Here is a 22,167-nt window from a genome sequence, read left to right on the forward strand (position 1 = left end):
CAGCGCTCATTCGGCCGGCGCAGCCGACCCTAATCGATCCAGCCTCCCTTGCAGTCGCCAATCCGATCCCTCTGCTGCGTGTTTCCTGTTGCGGGCCATCTGCCGAGAAGATAGGCAACGGACAGTTCCGCGGGCGGATGGGCCGCCCGCCGCAGACATCGGAGAGTCCCCTCATGGCGATCACCCGCATCGAGCCCGGCAAGCGCATGAGCAACGCCGTCATCCACAACAAGACCGTCTATCTCGCTGGTCAGGTCGGCTCGCCGAAGGGCGACGTCAAGTCGCAGGCCGTCGAAGCTCTGGCCGAGGTCGATCGCCTGCTGGCCGCAGCCGGCACCGACAAGACGCGGGCTCTGCAGGCCATCGTCTGGCTGGCCGACATGGCCGACTTTGCCGCCATGAACGAGGTATGGGAATCCTGGGTGGCGCCGGGCAACACGCCGGCGCGTGCGACGGGCGAAGCCAAGCTGGCCGCGCCGGAGTACAAGGTCGAGTTCATCATAACCGCTGCCCTGCCGGATTGATCCGGCGCCAGCTGCACTGATCATTCAGGGCATCCGCCGCTCTGGATTGACGAGCTTGAGCGGATACCCGGCCAAACGGTCTGGGGCGTTTTTCCGGTCGATGTTTCGATCGGCCCGGGGAGCGCTCCAGAAGCACCGATTGGAGTGGAATCGTCACTCCAGCGTGTTATCAGGAAGATCGCGGTCCGCCGCGCCTGTGTCCGGAGTGTCTGGCCCTTGCTCAACACCGAGATTCCCGGCTTCGTTTGGGCCTATCGTTTTGACGCCGTCACCGGCGTCGGCCATCCCTTGCCGCCGACCACGTTACGCGAGGACTTGATCGTCCACGAGGGCTTTGTCTGGCTGCATCTGGCCCTCAGCGACGCGCGGGTTCCCAAGTTTTTGGAAGGCTTCGCCGATCTTCCGGAGGCGGCACGGGCGACACTCACTGATCGCGACAACCATGTGGTGCTTGCCTCCGACGATGGCGTGCTACACGGCGTATTCACCGATATCGAGCGTGCCTTCGATTATGAGACCAACGATATCGGCTGGTTCCGTTTTGCAGCCTCCGAGCGGCTGATTGTCACGGCGCGGCTACATCCCCTGCGCTGTGTGGAAGCAGCCCGGCTTGCCGTGGACCGCGGCCTCGCCATTCACGAGGCGGTGGGCGTGTTCGCGGCCGTCGTTACCGAATTCGAGAAGGTGGTGGACTCCCTCATCCTCGAGATGGGCGACGAGCTCGACCGCATCGAGGATTATGTTTTCGAGACGGCGCCGCGCGACGAGCGCCGCCGCCTCGGTCCGGTCCGGCGCACCATCGTCCGGCTAAACCGCCAGCTCCGAGCCTCGGTAGCTCTGTTCCGTCGCTATCAACGCTGGGACGAGCCGGACCCGCTGCCCACTGGTACGGTGGAGATGGCCGAGACGCTGGCCGATCTGCTCGGCTCGGCTTCGCAGGAGATGCAGGCCCTCCAGGATCGGGCACGCCTGCTGCACGAAGAAATCGACTCCAAGATTTCTTCCGAAACCAACCGCCACCTCTACATACTCTCGATCATGACAGCCTTCCTGTTGCCACCGACGCTTGTCACCGGCTTTTTCGGCATGAACACCGGCGGGCTGCCTTTCGCCGGCGAGCATTTCGGAACAGTGTTCGCGTTCCTGCTCGGCGGGTTGTCGATATGGGGCGCCTGGTGGTTCCTCAAGAGGGTCGGCATTCTCTAGAGCAATTTCAGCAAAAGTGGGAACCGGTTTTGAGTCCGAAATTGCGGTGAAACAAAAAGTTAGAGCATTTCCGGCGAACCGGAGTTCGCCGGAAATGCTCTAGAAGACGGTCGCCCTTGGCGGGCGACCGTGATCGCTCATTCCGCAGCGCGCGCGAAGCGCACACGCGGAAAGGCAACGCCGTTCTCATCGAAAAGATGCAGCCGCTCCGCCGGCGCCGTTACGGTCAGCGTGGCGCCCTTGGCAATCTCCACGTCGCCGTCGATTTTCACGGTGATGGGCTCCTCAAGGCCGGTATCCAAATAGACCAGGGTTACCTCGCCGAGCTTCTCGACGATCGACACCGTTCCGGTGAAAAGTCCCGGTCCGTCGGTCGGGGTCAGGTCTTCCGGCCGGACGCCGAACGTGGCCTTGGCGTCGAGATAGGTCGCCGCGACCTCGGCATTGATGGTAACCGGGTTGCCGGATTCCGGCTGCACCGTTGCCGGCGCGCCGGTGCTGGCAATGGTTGCCGGCACGATGTTCATGGCCGGCGACCCGATGAAACGGGCGACGAACAGGTTGTCCGGCGTATGGTAGAGTTCCATCGGCGTGCCAACCTGTTCGACCACGCCGTAGTTGAGCACCACGATGCGATCGGCGAGCGTCATCGCTTCCACCTGATCGTGCGTCACGTAGATCATGGTGGTCTCGGCCATGCGCTCATGCAGCTTGGCGATCTCCAGGCGTGTGGCAACGCGCAGCGCCGCATCGAGGTTGGAAAGCGGTTCGTCGAACAGGAAGACCTTCGGGTCGCGGACGATGGCCCGACCGATGGCAACACGCTGCCGCTGGCCGCCGGACAGCTGCTTGGGCAGGCGATCGAGATAGGGCGTGATCTGCAGCATTTCCGCAGCTTCCCGCACCCGTTTCTCCTGTTCCCCCGGTGCGGCCTTCGCGAGCTTCAGGCCGAAAGCCATGTTCTCGTAGACCGTCATATGCGGGTAGAGCGCGTAGCTCTGGAACACCATGGCAATGCCGCGCTTGGAGGGCGGCAGCGTATTGACCACGGTACCGCCGATTTCGAGCGTACCCTCGGTGATATCCTCAAGGCCGGCAATCAGCCGCAGCAGCGTCGATTTGCCGCAGCCGGAAGGGCCGACAAAGACGACGAACTCGCCGGACTTGATGTCGAGGTCGATGCCGTGCAGTACCTGCACGGCGCCATAGGCCTTCTTGACTTGCTTGAGCTTCAGTCCGGCTGACATGCGCAGTTCCTCCCGAATTTCGCGAAGGGTTCTCCCAACCCCATTCTTGGAGCCCGGCCGCCCGCAAGGGGCGGCCGGTCTTTGGTTCAGATCATTTCATCCTGGCGACGAAGGCACTCTCGGCTGGCAGCGTCACCATGCCCTCGACGACACGCGACGCGAAGCCGAGCTCGGCGATCGAGGCAACGGAAAGCCCTGCCGGCACCGGGAAACCGGCGCCCGTGTGCCCGAAGTTGAAGACGCAGAGCACCTTCTCCTCACCCGCCTGTCGCAGGAAGGCGAGAACATTGCCATCCGAGGCGAGGAAGCTCACCGAGCCCTTGGTCAGCGCCCGGCTCGTCTTGCGCCAGGTGATCATCGCCTTGTAGAGCTCGTACTGGCTCTCCGGCTTGCCGACCTGTTGGTCGACTGACTTGGCGAGGTGGGCCTGAGGCACCGGCAGCCAGGGCTTGGCCGTGGAGAAACCGGCATTGGGGGCCTCGGCCTCCCACACCATGGGCGTACGGCAGCCATCGCGCCCCTTGAACTCCGGCCAGAAGCGGATGCCGTAGGGATCGACCAGATCCTCGAAGGCAAGGTCTGCTTCGGTGAGGCCGAGTTCGTCCCCTTCATAGATGCAGACCGAGCCACGCAGGCTGAGGTGGAGCGTTGCCATCAGTTTGTCCCGCTGCGCCGGGTTCTGCGCGAAGGGCAGGAACCGTGTCGCATAGCGGACCACGTCGTGGTTGGACAGCGCCCAGCATGGCCATGCGTCGCCGGCTTGCGCCTCGAAGGTCTTCAACGTCTTTTCCACATAGGCCCGCGTCGGCTCGCCACCCAGAAGATCGAACGTGTAGCTCATGTGCAGCTTGTCACCGCCGGAGGTGTAGGCAATCATCGTTTTGAGCGAACGATCGCCGTCGCCGATCTCGCCCACGGTGGTCGAGCCGGGATACTGGTCGAGCAGCTGGCGCATCCGCTTCAGGAACTCGAGATTCTCCGGCTGGCTCTTGTCATAGATGTGGTCCTGCCGAAGATAGGGATTGACCCGCGGTGCATCGATGGCGTCGACCGGTCGGGTCTGCGGCGGATTGGGACGAAGCTGCTCGTCGTGAAAGTAGAAGTTCACGGTGTCGAGCCGGAATCCATCGACACCGAGGTCGAGCCAGAACTTCAGCACGTCGAGCAATGCGTCCTGCACCGCGGGAGTATGAAAGTTGAGGTCGGGCTGACTGGCCAGGAAGTTGTGCAAGTAGTACTGGCACCGGCGGGTATCCCACTCCCAGGCAGAACCGCCGAACACCGACAGCCAGTTGTTCGGCGGTGTGCCGTCCGGCTGGGCATCGGCCCATACATACCAATCCGCCTTGTCGTTGATCTGATCGCGGCGGCTCTCTGCGAACCAGGAGTGCTGGTCGGACGTGTGGCTCAGCACCTGGTCGATGATCACCTTGATGCCGCGCCGATGCGCCTCGGCAACCATCGTCCGGAAGTCGTCGAGCGTTCCGAAGATGGGATCGATATCGCAATAGTCGGAAACGTCGTAGCCGAAGTCCTTCATGGGCGACTTGAAGAATGGCGACAGCCAGACGGCATCGACGCCGAGATCTTCGAGATATCCGAGACGGGCTGTAATGCCTGCAAGATCACCGATCCCGTCGCTGTTGGAGTCTTGAAACGAGCGCGGGTAGATCTGGTAGATCACTGCGCCGCGCCACCAGTCGGGGTCGGAGGCTCGGCTTGCATTTGCTACGGTTTTTTCAGGCATATCCATCGTCGGTCGATCTCTCTCTCATCGATGCCGGCGGGGAGGGCGTCGGCATTTTCATCTTGTCGCAGCAACGCTGCTGAGGCAAAGCGGGTTTCATCGCTTTGGGAAGATTGCGCGCCTTCCTAGCCTTTGACGCCGCCGGCCGTCAGCCCCTGAACGATCTTGCGCTGGAAAATCAACACGAGAACGACGAGCGGCACGGTAACGATCACCGAAGCCGCCATGATGCGGCCCCAGGGAATCTCGTATTGGCTCGCCCCCGACAGCAGCGCGATCGCCACAGGCACCGTGCGCGTTTCGTTGGAGGAGGTGAAAGTCAGCGCGAACAGGAACTCGTTCCAGGCGGCGATGAAGGCCAGGAGCCCCGTCGTCACCAGCGCCGGCCACATCAGCGGCATGAACACCTTGCTGATGATGACCCACGGCGTGGCGCCGTCGACGATCGCCGCCTCTTCGATCTCCACCGGCAGATCGCGCATGAAGGTGGTGAGCACCCACACCGTGAAGGGCAGCGTGAAGATCGTATAGGAGAAGATCAGGGCGAAGGGTGTGTTGAAGAGGCCGAAAGCCCGCACCAGCTCGAACAGACCGGCCAGCACGGCGATCTGCGGGAACATCGACACGGCAAGAATGGTCATCAACAGAAGGCCGCGGCCACGGAAACTGACGCGGGCCAGTGCAAAGGCGGCAGTAATCGCTAGAAACAGCGCCAGCACCACCACCGAGGTCGCCACCAGGATGGAGTTGCCGAGGTTTCGGACGAACACACCGGTGGTCAGCACGGAGATGTAGTTGTCCAGGCTGAAGTGGACCGGAAGGTAGTTGACCTCGAACAGGGCCGTGCCGGATTTGAAGCTTGTGAGGATCGCGTAGTAGAACGGAAAAACCGAAACAAGGACGATGATCGCCACGAGCAAATAGAAAGCGGCAGTCTTGGTATGGCGCCAGAGCATCACCGATCTCCTCCGTCGAAACGCACCTTGCCGAGCCAGATGTAGAGGATGGTCATCAGCGCAATAAGCAGGAACAACATGGTCGACTGCGCCGATCCATAGGCGAATTTGTCGAAATCGATCAGGTTTTCCCGTGCCAGAACCGAGATCGTCTTGGTCTGGGCGCTGTTGGGGGTCAGCACGTAGATCAGGTCGAAAATGCGCATAGCATCGAGCAAGCGGAAGATGACCGCCACCATCAGGGCCGGTCGTACCAGGGGCAGGGTAACCTTCCAAAAGGTCTTGACCGGATGTACGCCGTCGATGGCTGCGGCTTCATAGATGTCCCGTGGGATCATCTGCAGGCCGGCGAGAATGAGAAGCGCCATGAAAGGCGTCGTCTTCCAGACATCGACGATCAGCACGGCGATCATTGCCGTGTCCGACGAGGCGGTCCAGGCGATCTTGTGATCGATAAGCCCCAGCATCATCAGCATGTCGTTGATGATGCCGAACTGGTCATTCAGCATCCAGCTCCACATGCGGGCCGACACGATGGTTGGAATGGCCCAAGGGATCAGAATGGCCGCGCGTACGATGCCGCGTCCCTTGAAGTCGGCATTGAGCACCAGCGCCACGACCGTGCCGAGAATGGTTTCGAGCGTGACCGAGAGCACAGAGAAGCGCACCGTATTCCAGACGGCGTTCCACCAGACGGGGTCGGCGAGTAGCCCGGACCAGATGACGCGGCCGCTCTTCAGAACCGTCCAGTTAAGGTAGTTCTTGAAACCGATCAGTTCCGCGCCGCTGATATTGGTCAACGATGCGTTGGTGAACGAAAAATAGATCGTTCTGAGCAGCGGCCATCCGGCGACGATGGCAAGCGCGAGCAGCATCGGTACCAGGAACCAGCTGGCGGCCCTGAGGCGCTGCCGCATCAACTCGGACTTGACCCGTTTATGGCCCGGGGCGGTCGGCACGATCTGGATCGTCGATTGTGTGGAGGCCATGGCAATTCCTGCGATGGAGTCGGAAGGCATCGGTCCGCCTCGGCGGCGCCGGTTACGCGCAGTCCGGCAACGAAAAGTCACCGGCAGCCGCCTCGTCGGCTGAGAAGTCTTTTCGGCTGTGATTTCGGCGCAATACGCCAATGAACATGCGCTGCGAAACAAGCCGGTTCCAGGGATCCGGCCGCCCGACGTCTCGGGGAGCGACGTGGGCGGCCGGCGAGCTGGCGTAGCTTACCAGCCGGACCCCTTGAGCTCGGTCAGCTTGCCCTCGAGGATTTCGAGGTTATCCGCGGCCGTGCCGTTGCCCGACAGTGTGTCGTGAACGGCCGACCAGAACAGCGAGGACACCTCGTTGTACTTGACCTTGGTCGGGGCCGACGGACGCGGCACGGCGTTCATGAACACGTCCTTCCACTGGGGAATGATCGGCGCAGCCTTGGCAACATCTGGGTCGTCATAGAGAGACATGATGCTCGGCAAGGTGGTCTGCTCGATGGCGCGGTTCTTCTGGACTTCCTTCGATCCGAGGAACAAGGCGAGCTTGATCGCCTCCTCAGGATGCTTGGAATACTTGGACACCGCAAAGTTCCAGCCGCCGAGAGTGGCAGCCGGCTTGTCGGTCGTCGTTGCGGCCGGCAGCGTCGATACGCCGAATTTGCCCTTCACCGCGCTGTCCGCGCTATCGCCGAGTGCGAAGGCGTAAGGCCAGTTGCGCATGAATACCGCGTTGCCGGTCTGCCAGACGCCACGCGCTTCCTCTTCCTGATAGGCGAGGACGCCCGGGGGCGAGATGGTACCGATCCAGCCCTTGGCCATCTCGAGAGCCTTGGCCGCCTTTTCATTGTTGATGGAGATGTCGCCGTTGGCCTCGACAATTTGGCCGCCGCCGAACGATTTCACCCACTCCAAGGCGTTGCAGGTCAGGCCCTCGTAGGCATTACCCTGAAAAACGAAGCCCCAAAGGTCCTTGGCGCCGGCGGCGCGTTCCTTGTCCTGGATTTCCTTGGCCGTGGCGGCCATCTCGTCCCAGGTCTTGGGAACCGGCTTGCCATATTTTTCAAGCAGGTCTTTGCGATAGAACAGCGCCGGCGCGTCGGTAAAGCCTGGAATGGCTACCAGTTTGCCATTGGCCGTTTGCGACTCGATGATCGACGGGAAATGATCCTTGACCACGTCCTTGGCGGCATCGGTCAGATCCACGAACTGATCGGAAAGCTGCGGGGCCCAGATCACGTCGGTCTGATACACGTCGATGTCGGCGTTACCGGCGGCAAGCCACAGGCGGTACTGGCCGAATTGGTCGGTGGTCGACGGTGGCATCGGCACGATCTTGACCGTATTGCCGGTCTTGGCCTCGAAGTTCTTCAGCTGGCTCTGTAGGAAAGCCAGCCCATTGCCGGAGTCACCGGACACGATCGCAAGCTCGGCAGCCATCGTGGCAGATGCGGTTAAAACCGCGCCGGCAAAAAGACCGGCACGCAGGGCTGAATGAAGCATCAAGTCCTCCCTTGAATGCGGCACTTCTCCCGAATGCCGCAACTGGGTACGAAGCGCCTCGAAATCCCCAAAGCGCTTTGAACGCTGGGATCATCCTTGAAAGCCAAGTTGCTGTCAACTGGTCAATGTAACCGTTTGCAGGGAGGATTTAGCGCCTTTGCGAGCGCATACGGCCTATGCCGATCCTTTGGGCAGGGCGTGTAATGGGGTGTAACAGTATCGCTACAAATGGTAAGGCTCGCGCATCGGCCTCTGCTCACGGCTTCGGGGGAAGAACGAGGCAGCTGCCGATGACGACGGAAAATGACAATGAATCTTAAGGAATTGGCAGCCGAACTGCATCTTTCGCAGACGACTGTCAGTCGCGCGCTCAACGGATATCCGGAAGTCAGCGAAAAAACCCGCGAAATCGTTCTCGCCGCTGCGCAACGTTTCGGATATCGGCCCAGTCCGGCGGCCCGACGGCTCGCGACCGGGCGTGCTCATGCTTTGGGCGTTGTGTTTAATGCCGAGCGAAACGCGCTCATGGATCCACTTTTCGTCGAATATCTTGCCGGCGTGGCCGAGACCAGCGCCAAACAGGGCTTTGACATTCTCATCAGCCCCTCGACGCCGCGTGACGAGATTGTCACCTTCGGACGGCTGGCTCGCGACGGCACGGTCGACGTCGTGATCATATCGGGCCCCAAGCTCACCGATGAGCGTATTGCTCTACTCAATGAGCTGGAGTTCCCCTTTGTCGTGCACGGTCGTCCGTCCGATCCCACCGGCATTTCCTATATCGACATCGACAATTTCGGCGCCTTTCAGCAGGCGACCAGCTTCCTGATCCAACTTGGCCACCGGCGCGTTACTCTGATCAACGGCGAGGAGCATTTCACTTTCGCACAGGATCGCTCGCGAGGTGCCGCCAATGCCTTTGCTGCCGCTGGCCTACCGAACGACATGCTCGATGAGCACTTCATGCCGATGACCGCCGAGAATGCCTATCACTGCGCCCGTCAGGCGCTGGAAAGCGACGCGCGGCCGACAGCTTTTCTATGCGGTTCCGCACTCGTGGCGCTTGGTGTGCTTCGGGCCGCCGCTGAACTCGGCCTTGACGTGCCACGCGATCTGTCGATCGTCGCGCACGACGACGAGATGCCCGCCTTTCCTGCCGATCAGTTTCATCCGCAGTTGACGACCACACGCTCCTCGATCCGAGCTGCCGGCGCCCGGGTTGCCGAAATGGCGCTGGCGCGAGTCGCCGGGCAAAAGCCGGGCGCGGTGGCCGAGGTCTGGCCCGTGCAGTTGATCGTACGCGGGTCGACGGCAGCGGCTCCCGAGCGGACTGGGGGTAAGTCCGACGGGAACAGGTCTTAACGGCCTTAATTAGAATACAAAATCAGTAGATAATAGATATTATTGACCGTAGGTGTGGAATTGCGAAAGCAAAACGTCGCCAACGGAAAGATTTTCTCTTTTCTCCTTTTGCCGGAGTGCGCGCTTTCTTGAGAGCACCGGAGGGGCTTGGTACCGCTTCACCAATATCTCCGGTCAGGGGACCGGCGGAAAGCAAGCCGCGACTGGCGTCGCGCACGAGGTGAGTTCAGGTGTCCCAGGATCGTCTGACCCATTTGAAGCGTCTCGAAGCGGAATCCATCCACATCATCCGCGAAGTCGCCGCCGAGTTCCGCAACCCGGTCATGCTTTATTCGATCGGCAAGGACAGTTCGGTCATGCTGCGCCTAGCGCTCAAGGCCTTCTATCCCGGCAAACTGCCTTTCCCGCTTCTGCACGTCGATACGACCTGGAAGTTCCGCGAGATGATCGCCTTCCGGGATGCGACGATGAAGCAGGAAGGGCTCGACCTTCTGGTTCATACCAATCAGGACGGCATTGCTGCCGGCATAACCCCATTCACACACGGCTCCTCGGTTTACACCAGCATCATGAAAACAGAGGCGTTGAAGCAGGCGCTGACCGCTCATGGCTTCGATGCGGCCTTCGGCGGCGCCCGCCGTGATGAAGAGAAGAGCAGGGCGAAGGAGCGGGTGTTCTCTTTTCGCACTGATACCCACGCTTGGGATCCGAAGAACCAGCGTCCGGAGCTATGGCGCCTCTACAACTCACGTGTCCGGCCGGGCGAGAGCATCCGCGTCTTCCCGCTGTCCAACTGGACCGAGCTCGACATCTGGCAATATATCCTGCTTGAGAAGATCCCGATCGTTCCGCTCTATTTCTCCGCCGAACGCCCCGTAGTGAACCGAGGCGGTCAGTGGATCATGGTCGACGATCATCGCCTGCCGCTCGAGCCGGGCGAGACGCCGGAACTGCGGCGCGTCCGTTTCCGCACGCTCGGCTGCTATCCCCTGACCGCCGCCGTCGAGAGTGACGCTGCAACCCTGCCGGAAATCGTCCGTGAAATGCTGATTGCCCGGACGTCCGAGCGGTCTGGTCGCCTGATCGACCATGACGATGCCGCCTCCATGGAAAAGAAGAAGCGGGAAGGCTACTTCTGATGAATGCCATCGACCCCAACGTTGCCGCCGACGCCTCCGCCTTCACCGATTACCTGGGCCGACATGAGCGAAAAAGCCTCCTGCGATTCCTGACCTGCGGGTCGGTCGATGATGGCAAATCGACGCTGATCGGCCGTCTGCTCTACGATTCCAAGCTGCTGTTCGAAGACCAGCTGTTGAGCCTCGAGAAGGATTCCCGCAAACACGGCACGGTCGGCGACGACATTGACCTGGCTTTGCTCGTCGATGGCTTGGAAGCCGAGCGCGAGCAGGGCATCACCATCGACGTCGCCTATCGCTTCTTCTCGACCGACAAGCGCAAGTTCATCGTCGCCGACACGCCCGGTCACGAGCAATACACGCGCAACATGGCGACCGGCGCCTCGACCTCCGATCTCGCGGTGATCCTGATCGACGCGCGACGCGGCGTGCTGACCCAAACGCGGCGTCATTCCTTCATCGTATCGCTAGTCGGAATCCGCCACGTCGTGCTGGCGGTCAACAAGATCGACCTGGTCGATTTCTCTCAAGCGGTCTTCGAAGACATCGTTGCCGAATATCGAGCCTTTGCCGCGGATCTTGGTTTTGAGACGTTGACGGCCATTCCGCTCAGTGCCCGCTATGGCGACAACGTGCTCGAGCGCAGCGCTCGCATTCCCTGGTATACCGGCCCGACGCTGGTCGAGCATCTGGAAACCGTGGCGGTTGATGACGATGCGTCAGAGCGGGCGTTCCGCTTGCCGGTGCAATGGGTCAATCGGCCCAATCTCGATTTTCGTGGCTTCTCTGGCACCATCGTCTCCGGCACCGTGCGGCGGGGCGATGCCGTGGTGGTGGCAAAATCCGGCAGGACCTCGACGGTAAAATCCATCGTCACCTTTGATGGTGAGCTCGCAGCCGCTTCGGCTGGCGAGGCGGTGACGCTGACGCTGACCGACGAGATCGACATTTCGCGTGGCGACGTTCTGTCGGCTGCCACGGAACGGCCGGAGGTGTCCGATCAGTTTGCCGCTCACCTGATCTGGATGGCCGACGAACCGCTCCTGCCGGGGCGCCCCTATCTCCTCAAGATCGGCGCACGCCAGGTCACCGCCCAGGTGACGGCCATCCGTCATAAGATTGATGTCAATACCGGTGGCGAACTGCCGGCGAAGAGCCTTGCTCTGAACGAAGTCGGCATCACCAATCTGTCTTTGTCCGAACCGGTCGCCTTCGACCCTTACGCCGTCAATCGCGAGACCGGCGCCTTCATCATCATCGATCGGCTGTCCAATCTTACCGTCGGCGCCGGCATGATCGACCATGGCCTGCGTAGAGCTGGCAACATCCATTGGCAGGCTCTGGATGTCGACAAGCGGGCGCGGGCGCTCGCCAAGGGACAGAAGCCGGCCGTTGTGTGGTTCACCGGCCTATCCGGCGCCGGCAAGTCGACCATTGCCAACCTCGTCGAGAAGAAACTGACGGCGCTTGGCCGTCACGCTTACATTCTCGATGGCGATAACGTTCGCCATGGCCTCAACCGTGACCTCGGCTTCTCGGATGCCGACCGGGTCGAGAACATCCGCCGCGTTGCCGAAACGGCGAAACTGTTCGTCGACGCTGGCCTGATCGTGCTGGTGTCCTTCATCTCGCCGTTCCGGGCCGAGCGGCAGCTGGCCCGCGAGTTGGTGGAAGAGGGCGAGTTCGTCGAAGTGTTCGTCGATACACCGCTCGATATCGCTGAAGCGCGCGATCCCAAGGGTCTCTATGCCAAGGCTCGGACGGGAGAAATCGCTCGCTTCACCGGCATTTCCTCACCCTATGAGATGCCCGAGCATCCGGAGTTGCACCTCGACACCACGTTGGCAGCCGCCGACCTGCTCGCCGAGCGTGTCGTCGCCCACCTGCAGGAGGTCGGGATCGTTCCAGGGGGGGAGGTATCGATCTGATCCGGTTTCAGGCGTCAGCTCGATGGAGCTTGCCCATGCGAAGCGCAAAGGCAAGCGGCGGCAGGGCGAGGATAATCGCGGCGGCGAAGGCGACGATCATTGCAGACCGAAGGCCCTCCGCCGTGCGGTCGGCCGCGAATCCGGCCAGGTTGGCGACCAGACCAAAGATCGCCGAACCCGCCGCGTAGCCGGCCGATTGCAGCGTTGGCACCAGGGCCGAAGCCTTGTCGCGTTCGCCCTCAGGGTAGGTTTCCATGACCACTTGGCAGAGGCTGCCCCAAGCGATTCCCATGCCGAGACCGATCACCATCTGACCGAGTATGACCAAGACCAGAAGGTGTTGGGCTACGGCGGTGAGAGCCACCACGAGGCCGGCAACCAAGATTGACCCGCCGATGGCGACAAATGCCAGCCGTCTGCCTCGACCGTCGAAGTTGGCAACCGTGATAGCGCCACAACTCCATGCGACGGCCAGAATGGCGCCTATTCCCCCGGCCACGGCAGGCCCATATCCCCAGAGATGCTGGATAAGGTAGACCAGAAAAACGCCGGTCACCGATTGGGCAAGGGGCAGGAAGAAGATCGTCCAAAGCCCCAGCCCCGGCACGCTGGAAAGACCGAAGGCGCCGCTCGGCAAGATCGACACGCGGGCCGAAAGATCGATGCGCACGGCGGCGGTCAGAAAAAGCGCGGCGCCGGCCACCACGATGGCGGCCTGCCAGGGCTCGCTGAATGTGACGCCAGCGACCGAGATCGCCATCATGGCAAGCGCTACGAGACCGAGCCGGATGCCGGGGAAAATCCCTGCGTCGTGATTGCGCGCCTCTTGCGGCACCGCCATGTGGACGAGAACCAGGAATATGGCAACGATCGGCAGGTTGACGAAGAAGGCCGCGCGCCAGCTCACCATTTCGGTAATGATGCCGGCCAGAACCGGTCCGCCGAAAGCTGCGACGGCCCAGACGATCGCCTCGGCACCGAACAGCTTGGAGACCAGTCGCGCCGGGAAGAGCTGCGGTATCAAGGCGAAAGCGACAGCCGCAACCAGACCTTCACCGGCGCCCTGCACGGTACGGCCGACGAGCACCAGTTCCATGCTCGGCGACAGCGCCGCGGCAAGCGTGCCGACGGCGAATACACCGCTGGCCACGAACAGGCAGCGACGCGCGCCAAAGCGTGCCTTGAGCAGCGGCGCCGAAGCCCCGGCGGTAATGGAGGCCACGATATAGACGGTGAGCGTCCAGGAAATATAGGCCTCGCCGTGCAACTCACCCACCGCCGTGGGCATCGCGGTCGATACCAGGAAGGCATTGAAGGCGAAGATCGCCGTGGCGAGCATCAGCGTCAGCGAGGCTGCCAGATGATGCGGAGCGACAAGCTCGGACCAACGGCCGGATGAAGGGGCATGCATGATAAAATAGCCGAGGCAATATTCGAAAAGGGTGCTCCCTATAGCAGCCTTGGGCGGTCGGCGATACGACAGACAACCGGCGAGCGTTGCCTTTCGCCGTAAATCGACTATCACCTGACGGAGGGGCGCTCGTTCGGCGAGTGCACCATTGAATTGATTTACCAGGAGAAATGCCGATGTCGGGGCTCAACCGCACATCCGACGACCTCTCGCCAAGACGCCGGAAGCTTCTCTATCACGCCTGGCATCGCGGCACGCGGGAGCTGGATCTGCTGCTCGGCCGTTTTGCCGACCACGCGATCGGCGACCTGACGGATAACGAGCTGGAAGAGTTCGAAGCTCTGCTCGAGGTCGATGATCGGGAACTGTTCGGTTGGATTCTCGAGAAGATACCGGTTCCCGAAACTGCACCAAAGGCGGTCTTCTCCAAGGTGATTGCCTTCGCCCGCGAGCATCCGGTCAGCGGCTGAATGGCCGTCAGACCGCCGCGGAGGCCGGCCAGCCGGCATGATCATCGAGCCGGGAAAAGCCGAGCTGCGCCGTAAACGGATCCGGGCGATGAATGATCACGCGGTTTCGCCCTTCGCTCTTGGCCTTGTAGAGCGCGAAGTCGGCTGCGTTATGCAACGTTTCGTAATCCGAACCAACGTCGGCCACGCTGGCGACCCCGCCGCTTACGGTGACGCGCAGTTCACCCTTGATCGTGTCCAGCCGGCAGGAGTGGGTGAGCAGCCGAATGCGCTCTGCAAGGCTGGCGGCCGTGTCGGTGGTGGCATCGGGAAGGAAAACGGCAAACTCTTCGCCACCCACCCGCGCCGTGATGGCATCTTGGGGAGCGACCTCGGTGAGAATGCGAGCGAACTCGCTGAGCGTTCGGTCGCCGGCCAGATGGCCGTGCGTGTCGTTGATGTGCTTGAAGTGATCCAGATCGAATAGCGCCAAGGCTCCCTGGCTGGGCCGGTCTGCCAGACGCGGCAGAATTTCGCTGAGGAAGTATCGTCGATTGGCCAGTCCGGTCAGCTCATCGGTTTCCGCCGCGATACGGAACCGTCGTTCCGAGCGCTGAGCGACCAGAGCCATTTGCAGCAAACCCGAAACAATGACGACGGCCGTCGAACCAATCAGCGTAAGACTGATCAGCACGCCGTTTGGAAGAGTGGCGGCCGTTGGATCGAATGGAAAAAAGAACAGGGAGATCACGCGGGTCGCCAGCATTGCCTGCTGAAAGGCGATGACCACCACCGTCAGATTAAGTGCCGGCAATGGCTCCTTTCGGCATTCCCGGACGAGTTGGACGATCAGAACGAGCAGATAGAAGAACTGTATGGTCGAGACGAGGTAAGTCCTGAAATTGATGTCGGCAAAAAGCCGCCCATCGCAGGCAAAGGCCAGCCAGATTGTCGCACCGAGTGGGACGAAGAAGCGGTCACAGGTGGCGCTCTTGCCGATGAAGCGACGATATCCGAGCCAGATCAATCCTGAGGCCAGGAGCAGCATCGCGTTGCTGGCAATGATGGATAACCCGCCGGGGATGTAACCGCGCAGCCCCAACATGATCATGGAGATCGTCATCAGGCCGTAAGCGATGCTCCAGATGAGAACGCTGATTTCGTTCCTTATGGCGTTCCAGATCAGCAGATGGCTGGCCGAGACGCAGGCGCCAGCTATTGACGCTGCGATGACCAAAGACGGAACGTCCAGGAACGTGCTCACGAAGTGGACCTCTCGGCACGGGCCGGCTACTCACATTCGCCTGCGAAGGCGAAGAAGCCGTAACTAGGGATATCTACCGAAGAAATACTAATTTGCTATGTAAAAATACCACGCCCGTTGAAGAATGGACGAACCGTGCCCCCGGTCTCCAATCCAATGCGGTATCCAGGAGTCCTCGCGACGCCCCCCCAGTTGGGTGATTTGCGCCCCAATCTCATTTGCGCCAGATTGATGCTGAATTGCTAAATTATTGTAATTGCTATATTTTCTCTTTTTGCTTAGGGTTCCCTTTTGCGCTCGGATGCTTTAGAAGATCACCTTCCGTTCATTCCAGATGCCGCCACCATGCCCACACCCTGGTCCAGCCTGCTGTCTGATTTCTCCGCCATCACTGTTGCTGCCGTTCCGGATGGCGCCGAGGCGCTGGCGCTTGCCGAATTGGTGCGGTCGGAAAAGCGGCGCGGGCTTGATGCGGTCTACGTTGCCCGCGACGGCCAGCGGCTGCAACAGCTCCAGAGGGCGCTCGCCTTCTTCGCCCCGGAAATCGGTATACTGGAATTCCCCGGCTGGGACTGCCTTCCCTATGATCGTGTGTCGCCGACGCCGGCCGTTGTCGCACGGCGGATGACGACGCTGTCGGAATTGGCGGCGCATGCCGGTGATACGCGGCCCTTCGTTCTGCTGACCACAGTCAACGCGATGGTGCAGCGCGTGGTGCCGCCGTCCATGGTGGCTGGACAGGCGATGACGCTGGCGCCCGGCAACGTCGCTGACATGGGCAAGCTCACGGCCTGGCTGGAGGACGCGGGGTTCTCCCGCTCGTCGACGGTGCGCGACACAGGCGAATATGCCGTGCGCGGTGGCATTCTCGATCTCTATGCGCCGGGAACCGAAGCGCCGGTTCGCCTTGATTTCTTTGGCGATCAGCTCGAGTCGATCCGCACCTTCGATCCAGAAAGCCAGCGCTCGACTGGGCAGCTCAAACGCCTGGATCTCGTACCGATGAGCGAGGTGCAGATCACCCCGGCGTCCATCAAGCGCTTCCGGCAGGGCTATGTAGCTGCCTTTGGTGCCGCGACATCGGGGGACCCGATGTACGAAGCGGTGAGCGAAGGGCGCCGCTACGCCGGCATCGAGCATTGGCTGCCGCTGTTCCACGAACAGCTCGGCACGCTGTTCGATTATACGGGCGACGCGCCCATCATGGTCGACCCGCTGGTCGACGAGGCGGTGAATGAACGCCTCACCACCATTGTCGACCATTACGAGGCCCGCCTCGACACGCTGAAAACGGGCGGTTCCGGCGCGCCCTACAAACCGATGCCGCCGACGACGCTCTATCTCGCCGAAAGTGAACTGCAGGGCCTTCTTTCTCGCCGGACTGTCGCCCGCCTGACGCCTTTCAACAGACCTGAACAGTCGTCGGTGAAAATCGTCGACTTTGGTGGCAAGACCGGCCGCTCCTTCGCTGCCGAGCGGGCGGCTGGTGACGTCAACATCTTCGACGCGCTGGTGAAATACATCGCCACGCTCGGAGAGGATAAGCGCAAGGTGATCCTTGCCTGTTGGTCGGAAGGCTCGCGCGATCGTTTGGCGCAAGTCATTCGCGACCACGGCGGCCAGGCGACCGAACTGACGCCGCACCTCGACGCCGCCTTGAAGGCCTCGCCCGGCATGCTGCCGCTGGCCATTCTCGGCATCGAGACCGGCTTCGAAGTACCCGGCTTCGTGGTGATCGCCGAGCAGGACGTGCTGGGCGACCGTCTGGTGCGCGGCGCCAAGAGCCGCAAGAAGGCCGAGAACTTCATCAAGGAGGCCACCAGCCTTGCCGAGGGCGACTTGGTCGTCCACGTCGATCACGGCATCGGTCGCTTCGTCGGCCTCAAGACGATTGAGGCGGCTGGTGCACCGCACGACTGTTTGGAGATCGTCTACGCCGGCGGCGACAAGCTGTTCCTGCCGGTCGAGAATATCGAACTTCTGAGCCGTTATGGCTCCGATGACGCCGAAGCGCAGCTCGATAAGCTGGGCGGCGGCGCTTGGCAAGCGCGCAAGGCGCGCCTGAAGAAACGCATCCGCGAGATCGCCGACGAGTTGATCAAGACGGCGGCTGCGCGCCTGCTCAAGACGGCTCCGGTGCTATCGCCGCCGGAAGGCCTCTACGACGATTTTGCCGCCCGCTTTCCCTATGACGAGACCGAGGACCAGCTCAACGCCATCGAGGCGGTGGCCGGCGATCTGTCCTCCGGCCGTCCGATGGACCGTCTCGTCTGCGGCGATGTCGGTTTCGGCAAGACGGAAGTGGCTCTGCGCGCCGCCTTCCTCGCCGCGATGAGCGGCAAGCAAGTGGCGGTCGTCGTGCCGACGACGCTGCTGTCGCGCCAGCATTTCCGTACCTTTCACGACCGGTTCAAGGGCTTGCCGATCAACGTACGGCAGGCGTCGCGTCTCGTGCCCTCGAAAGACCTCGCTGCGACCAGGGCAGGCATCGCCGATGGTACCGTCGATGTCGCGGTGGGAACGCATGCGCTGCTTGCCAAGGGCATCGACTTCAAGGATCTCGGCCTGCTGATCATCGACGAGGAGCAGCATTTCGGCGTCAAGCACAAGGAGCGCCTGAAGGAGCTAAAGTCCGACGTGCATGTGCTGACGCTTTCCGCCACGCCTATCCCGCGCACGCTGCAGCTGGCGCTGACCGGCGTCCGCGAGCTGTCGCTGATCGCGACGCCGCCGGTCGATCGCCTCGCCGTGCGCACCTTCGTCACGCCCTTCGATCCGCTGATCGTTCGCGAGGCCATCCTCAGGGAGAAATATCGCGGAGGGCAGGTATTCTACGTCTGCCCGCGCGTCGCCGACCTCGCCAGCCAGCGGGAGTTCCTGGAAAAGCACGTGCCCGAGGTGAAGGTTGCCGTTGCCCACGGCCAGATGGCCGCAACGCAGCTCGAGGACATCATGAACGCCTTCTATGAAGGCCAATATGATGTGCTGCTCTCAACCACCATCGTCGAATCCGGCCTCGATATACCCACGGCCAACACTCTGATCATTCATCGCGCCGACATGTTCGGCCTCGCCCAGCTCTATCAGCTCAAGGGCCGTGTCGGCCGCTCCAAGACGCGCGCCTATGCCATCTTCACCACGCCGCCGGAAAACCGCGTCAACACCGTGGCTGAGCGCCGGCTCAAGGTCTTGCAGTCGCTCGATACGCTGGGTGCCGGCTTTCAGCTGGCGAGCCACGACCTCGACCTGCGCGGCGCCGGCAACCTTCTTGGCGAGGAACAATCCGGCCACATCCGGGAGGTCGGCTACGAGCTCTACCAGCAGATGCTGGAAGAGGCGGTCGCCCAGCTCAAGGCCGGCATCGTCGACGAGGTCGTCGAGGACCAGTGGTCGCCGCAGATCACGCTCGGCACGCCGGTGATGATCCCCGACCATTACGTGCCCGACCTGCAGCTTCGCCTCGGCCTTTATCGGCGCCTCGCAGAGCTCGAAGATGGTGGTTCGATCGATGCCTTCGGCGCCGAGTTGATCGACCGCTTCGGCCCGCTTCCGGAAGAAGTTGAACACCTCCTCAAGACCATCACCATCAAGAGCCTTTGCCGCAAGGCCAACATCGAGAAGATCGACGCCGGCCCGAAGGGACTTGTGTTGTCCTTCCGCGAAGGCAAGTTCGAAAATCCGGCGGCACTGGTCCAGTACATCGGCGAGCAAGGCTCGCTCGCCAAGATCCGGCCGGATCAGAAGATCGTTCTGACACGCGACTGGCCGGAGGCCGAGCAGCGCCTCAGGGGCACGGCCGCCGTGTTGCTCAAACTCGTCCGTATGGTCGATGATGCGAAGTCCGGCGCTTCGACGGCGCTTAAGCCTGTTGAACCGCAGAAGTTGAAGCTCAAGCCAACGCCACCGCCGCCACCCGTGGCCCCGGTGCCAAAGGGCCGTTATCCTTCCTTATCATCGCTCAAAGGAAAGTTCCGGCGTTAAACATGTTATGAAGGTCGGAAATTCTTGGCTGTCCGCCATGAATCCTACACTTTTCTGACACAATCGAGTATTGTTATAGCTCTTCCTGAGTGAATAGACCCCGCGGCTTGAAGCGTGGAGGTCGTCATGGGCGAATTGATCAGCGTTTCGACGTTATTGCTCGTGGGCGTGCTTGGCGGTGTGACGGCCGGCACGACCTTCGGTTTCATCTGGCTGACGGAGCGACGCAACCCGTCCCTGGGTGTCTGGGCGGCGTCCCTGTGGCTCGGCGCTGCCGCCTGCGCCTTTTACATGCTGCGTCCGGTGGTCCCGGATTGGACGTCGGTGCTGTTTGGCAACGCGGTTCTGGCCTTTGCCTATGGGCTGATCTGGCTCGGCTTCCAGCTTTTCGAGGGCTGCCGACCGGTCGTCTGGAAGGCGGTGCTGGGAGCCGTTGCCTGGCTGCCATTCCTCGCCATTCCCTTGCTGCACGATGAACCAACCCTACATGCCGCTCTGGCGGCATCGGTCATGGCCCTTTATTCGCTGGCGATCGCCTGGAAGCTTATCCTCCGCCGGCGGATCGAGCCATTGCCCGCCCGTTTGCCCACCGCTGTGCTATTTGCCGCTCACGGTACGCTCTATGCGCTCCGGGTGCCGTTGCTGATGCTTCTTCCCGATTTCGGTTTCGAGGCGACCTTCGATCAGTCGCCGCCGTTTATCGCAGGTGTACTCGAAGCATTATTGTTCACGCTGTTCCTGGTCGTTGCCATGTTGACCCTGCTAGCCCAGCGTGAGGCACGCTTGCACCGGAAGGCAGCGGATATCGATGCGTTGACCGGCCTTCCCAATCGGTCGGCCTTCTTTCGCGCCGCCGAAGCGCTATTGCAGGGTGCTGGCGAGCGTGGCGTGCTGATGGTGTTCGACCTCGATCATTTCCACTTCGTCAACGACCGTTTCGGCCGCGAGGAAGGGGACCGAGCCTTGCGTGCCTTCGCTCAAGTGCTGCACCGTGAAGTGCGTCCGCCTGATATCGTGGCGCGTGTGGGCGATGAAGAGTTCGCACTGTTCATGCCGTCGATCCGGCTCGACGTCGGCCTGTCGATTGCCGAGTATCTTTGCCGCCGGACTGAAGAGCTGAAGCTTGTCACTGAGGCAGGCGAGCACGTTCCGCTTACCACCAGCGTTGGCGTGGCCTCTGTGGCGGACGTCGGCGCCAACATCGAGGCTTTGATGGCCGCCGCCGGTGCGGCGCTTGCCGAGGCCAAGCGCATCGGACGCAACCGGTGCCGTGCCTACCGTGCCGCTTCGACGCTGCATGGCCGGCTGATGGACAATTGGCTCAGGACTGGCTGACCGATTTGCATCTCAGACCGATGCGGCGGTTCTTGGCCGGATTGCCATCGTGCCCAGCAGCAACGCAACGTAAGTCACGATCGCCGCGATGGTTAGCCATGCGGGACAATACAGCCTCTCGGTCGCCTCCATGGCGTCGAAAGTGACGCGCAACCCAATCGCTACCTGCAACAGGGCGGCCGGCACATAAAGGATCGGCACGTAGCGGACCGGCGCTCCCGTGACGGCCGGCAGAATGATCGGTGCGTGGGCAAATACCATCGACAGGATGAAACCAACGGCGATCGCGTGGATCGCCGCGTCATGGCCATAAACGGCCTCGCCCGGCGGCAATAGGGACAGGCTCGCAGCGGCGACGATCAACCAGCCGTAGCCGCAGATCAGCAGAAGGGCTGAGAAACGAGCAAAGCCATGGGTGCGGACGGTCCGCAGCGCGATATCTTCCTTGAGCAGCCAGAGCGCGATGCCGGCGAGCGAGAGAGATAGCAGGAACGAACCATTCCAAGGTTGGCCCAGCCCCAACGCCAGCGCGAACAGCGCAACGAGAACGACCAGCAAACCGCGGGCGGCCAGCGTCGGCCTCAAGAGGCGCGACAGTTCGATCCGCTCGGCGACGACCGTCAGGATAAGGAAGCCAAGCCAGACATAGCCCACTTCTGCCAGTGTCTTGCCGGACATCCAGAAGATCGTTCCGAGCGGCCACAGCGCGGCGGCGGCGGTCATCAATCCGGTGAACAGGGTCGGCAGCTTCCATGTGGCGAGAGCCGTCAGCGTCGTGAGGCCGAGACCCGCGATCAGGAAGAGCGGCGCGGTGGCCTCGGCATAGCCGCAAAGCAGAAGAACGGCGCCGGCTGCCGACATCGCAGGCACCAGGAGTGCCACAAGACGGCCATCCGCGACGGCCCTTTCGAGCGAGATCAGCGTGCCGAAGAAGCCGGAGGCCATGATCGCCCCGTGCATGTCGGCGACATCGCCGATTGGAGCAACCACGCCCAAGCGGGCGAGACCGCCCGTGAGACCCGCCACCAGCGACGCCGCAGCCGATACCGCAAGGGCGATGCGGAGAAACGATGTGAGCTTCATGGCAGGGCTCCATGGAATATCTGAAACGACGGCGGGAACCGGGCTTCTG

At 61.8% G+C, this 22,167-nt stretch carries 16 protein-coding genes; 8 read left to right on the forward strand and 8 right to left on the reverse strand.

Annotated features, from left to right (window positions below):
* The first annotated feature begins 173 nt into the window (after positions 1-173).
* Positions 174-524: a RidA family protein gene (locus G522_RS0105755; RefSeq protein WP_026790224.1), complete on the forward strand. Its 351-nt coding sequence runs from the start codon at positions 174-176 to the stop codon at positions 522-524.
* Positions 525-740: 216 nt separating this feature from the next.
* On the forward strand, positions 741-1,730 hold the full coding sequence (locus G522_RS0105760; protein WP_026790225.1) for a transporter: 990 nt from the start codon (positions 741-743) through the stop codon (positions 1,728-1,730).
* 137 nt (positions 1,731-1,867) lie between these two features.
* Here the strand turns inward: G522_RS0105760 and G522_RS0105765 are convergent, their stop codons facing one another.
* The 5 genes from G522_RS0105765 to G522_RS0105785 all read right to left on the reverse strand — a co-directional run bounded on the left by G522_RS0105765 (position 1,868) and on the right by G522_RS0105785 (position 8,103).
* Positions 1,868-2,977, reverse strand: a complete 1,110-nt coding sequence (locus tag G522_RS0105765) for an ABC transporter ATP-binding protein (RefSeq protein WP_036838299.1) — start codon at positions 2,975-2,977, stop codon at positions 1,868-1,870.
* Positions 2,978-3,068: 91 nt separating this feature from the next.
* A complete protein-coding gene (locus G522_RS0105770; RefSeq protein WP_156886841.1) occupies positions 3,069-4,724 on the reverse strand; it encodes an alpha-glucosidase in 1,656 nt (551 codons plus the stop codon).
* A gap of 125 nt (positions 4,725-4,849) precedes the next feature.
* Complete coding sequence (locus tag G522_RS0105775) at positions 4,850-5,680, reverse strand: carbohydrate ABC transporter permease (protein ID WP_026790228.1); 831 nt, start codon at positions 5,678-5,680, stop codon at positions 4,850-4,852.
* Entirely contained in the window at positions 5,680-6,597 is a 918-nt protein-coding gene (locus G522_RS0105780) for a carbohydrate ABC transporter permease (RefSeq protein ID WP_245586610.1), read from the reverse strand. Before G522_RS0105780 ends, G522_RS0105775 begins: the two co-directional genes overlap by 1 nt.
* 303 nt (positions 6,598-6,900) lie before the next feature.
* Positions 6,901-8,103, reverse strand: coding sequence for an ABC transporter substrate-binding protein (locus tag G522_RS0105785; RefSeq protein WP_245586611.1), 1,203 nt, complete (start codon positions 8,101-8,103; stop codon positions 6,901-6,903).
* A 372-nt stretch (positions 8,104-8,475) separates the two neighbouring features.
* On the opposite strand from G522_RS0105785, the gene G522_RS0105790 reads away from it, so the two are divergent.
* From G522_RS0105790 to cysN, 3 genes are all read left to right on the forward strand, one after another.
* Positions 8,476-9,528 carry a LacI family DNA-binding transcriptional regulator gene (locus tag G522_RS0105790; RefSeq protein WP_051228366.1) on the forward strand — a complete coding sequence of 351 codons (1,053 nt, stop codon included), beginning with the start codon at positions 8,476-8,478 and terminating at the stop codon, positions 9,526-9,528.
* A gap of 230 nt (positions 9,529-9,758) precedes the next feature.
* The gene (gene cysD, locus G522_RS0105795) at positions 9,759-10,667 is read left to right on the forward strand and encodes a sulfate adenylyltransferase subunit CysD (RefSeq protein ID WP_026790232.1); all 909 of its coding nucleotides are present in this window, start codon (positions 9,759-9,761) and stop codon (positions 10,665-10,667) included.
* The gene (gene cysN, locus G522_RS0105800) at positions 10,667-12,595 is read left to right on the forward strand and encodes a sulfate adenylyltransferase subunit CysN (RefSeq protein WP_026790233.1); all 1,929 of its coding nucleotides are present in this window, start codon (positions 10,667-10,669) and stop codon (positions 12,593-12,595) included. Before cysD ends, cysN begins: the two co-directional genes overlap by 1 nt.
* Positions 12,596-12,602: 7 nt before the next feature.
* On the opposite strand, the gene G522_RS0105805 is transcribed toward cysN, so the two are convergent.
* Positions 12,603-14,006 (reverse strand): MFS transporter, encoded by a 1,404-nt coding sequence (locus tag G522_RS0105805; protein ID WP_026790234.1) that lies wholly within the window; start codon positions 14,004-14,006, stop codon positions 12,603-12,605.
* Positions 14,007-14,182: 176 nt separating this feature from the next.
* Between G522_RS0105805 and G522_RS0105810 the strand changes: the two genes are divergently transcribed.
* The gene (locus G522_RS0105810; protein ID WP_026790235.1) at positions 14,183-14,476 is read left to right on the forward strand and encodes an FAD assembly factor SdhE; all 294 of its coding nucleotides are present in this window, start codon (positions 14,183-14,185) and stop codon (positions 14,474-14,476) included.
* A 7-nt stretch (positions 14,477-14,483) separates the two neighbouring features.
* Here the strand turns inward: G522_RS0105810 and G522_RS28850 are convergent, their stop codons facing one another.
* Positions 14,484-15,719, reverse strand: coding sequence for a GGDEF domain-containing protein (locus tag G522_RS28850; protein ID WP_026790236.1), 1,236 nt, complete (start codon positions 15,717-15,719; stop codon positions 14,484-14,486).
* 345 nt (positions 15,720-16,064) lie between these two features.
* Here G522_RS28850 and mfd point away from each other — a divergent pair, with 345 nt between their 5' ends.
* Both mfd and G522_RS0105825 read left to right on the forward strand, forming a co-directional pair.
* Complete coding sequence (gene mfd, locus G522_RS25760; RefSeq protein ID WP_084632879.1) at positions 16,065-19,700, forward strand: transcription-repair coupling factor; 3,636 nt, start codon at positions 16,065-16,067, stop codon at positions 19,698-19,700.
* 126 nt (positions 19,701-19,826) lie between these two features.
* On the forward strand, positions 19,827-21,035 hold the full coding sequence (locus G522_RS0105825) for a GGDEF domain-containing protein (RefSeq protein ID WP_026790237.1): 1,209 nt from the start codon (positions 19,827-19,829) through the stop codon (positions 21,033-21,035).
* Between the two features lie 12 nt (positions 21,036-21,047).
* Here G522_RS0105825 and G522_RS0105830 read toward each other — a convergent pair whose 3' ends face one another.
* Complete coding sequence (locus G522_RS0105830; RefSeq protein ID WP_026790238.1) at positions 21,048-22,118, reverse strand: hypothetical protein; 1,071 nt, start codon at positions 22,116-22,118, stop codon at positions 21,048-21,050.
* Between the last annotated feature and the right edge of the window lie 49 nt (positions 22,119-22,167).

Origin of the sequence: Pleomorphomonas oryzae DSM 16300 (assembly GCF_000422965.1) — a bacterium.
In the GTDB taxonomy this organism is placed as follows: domain Bacteria; phylum Pseudomonadota; class Alphaproteobacteria; order Rhizobiales; family Pleomorphomonadaceae; genus Pleomorphomonas; species Pleomorphomonas oryzae.

Excerpts from the sequence above, each read along its gene's own strand:
- G522_RS0105755 (WP_026790224.1), top strand. The coding sequence starts at position 174 with ATGGCGATCACCCGCATCGAGCCCGGCAAGCGCATGAGCAACGCCGTC.
- G522_RS0105765 (WP_036838299.1), bottom strand. The coding sequence starts at position 2,977 with ATGTCAGCCGGACTGAAGCTCAAGCAAGTCAAGAAGGCCTATGGCGCC.
- G522_RS0105770 (WP_156886841.1), bottom strand. The coding sequence starts at position 4,724 with ATGCCTGAAAAAACCGTAGCAAATGCAAGCCGAGCCTCCGACCCCGAC.
- G522_RS0105775 (WP_026790228.1), bottom strand. The coding sequence starts at position 5,680 with ATGCTCTGGCGCCATACCAAGACTGCCGCTTTCTATTTGCTCGTGGCG.
- G522_RS0105780 (WP_245586610.1), bottom strand. The coding sequence starts at position 6,597 with ATGCGGCAGCGCCTCAGGGCCGCCAGCTGGTTCCTGGTACCGATGCTG.
- G522_RS0105785 (WP_245586611.1), bottom strand. The coding sequence starts at position 8,103 with ATGGCTGCCGAGCTTGCGATCGTGTCCGGTGACTCCGGCAATGGGCTG.
- G522_RS0105790 (WP_051228366.1), top strand. The coding sequence starts at position 8,476 with ATGAATCTTAAGGAATTGGCAGCCGAACTGCATCTTTCGCAGACGACT.
- cysN (WP_026790233.1), top strand. The coding sequence starts at position 10,667 with ATGAATGCCATCGACCCCAACGTTGCCGCCGACGCCTCCGCCTTCACC.
- G522_RS0105805 (WP_026790234.1), bottom strand. The coding sequence starts at position 14,006 with ATGCATGCCCCTTCATCCGGCCGTTGGTCCGAGCTTGTCGCTCCGCAT.
- G522_RS0105810 (WP_026790235.1), top strand. The coding sequence starts at position 14,183 with ATGTCGGGGCTCAACCGCACATCCGACGACCTCTCGCCAAGACGCCGG.
- mfd (WP_084632879.1), top strand. The coding sequence starts at position 16,065 with ATGCCCACACCCTGGTCCAGCCTGCTGTCTGATTTCTCCGCCATCACT.
- G522_RS0105825 (WP_026790237.1), top strand. The coding sequence starts at position 19,827 with ATGGGCGAATTGATCAGCGTTTCGACGTTATTGCTCGTGGGCGTGCTT.
- G522_RS0105830 (WP_026790238.1), bottom strand. The coding sequence starts at position 22,118 with ATGAAGCTCACATCGTTTCTCCGCATCGCCCTTGCGGTATCGGCTGCG.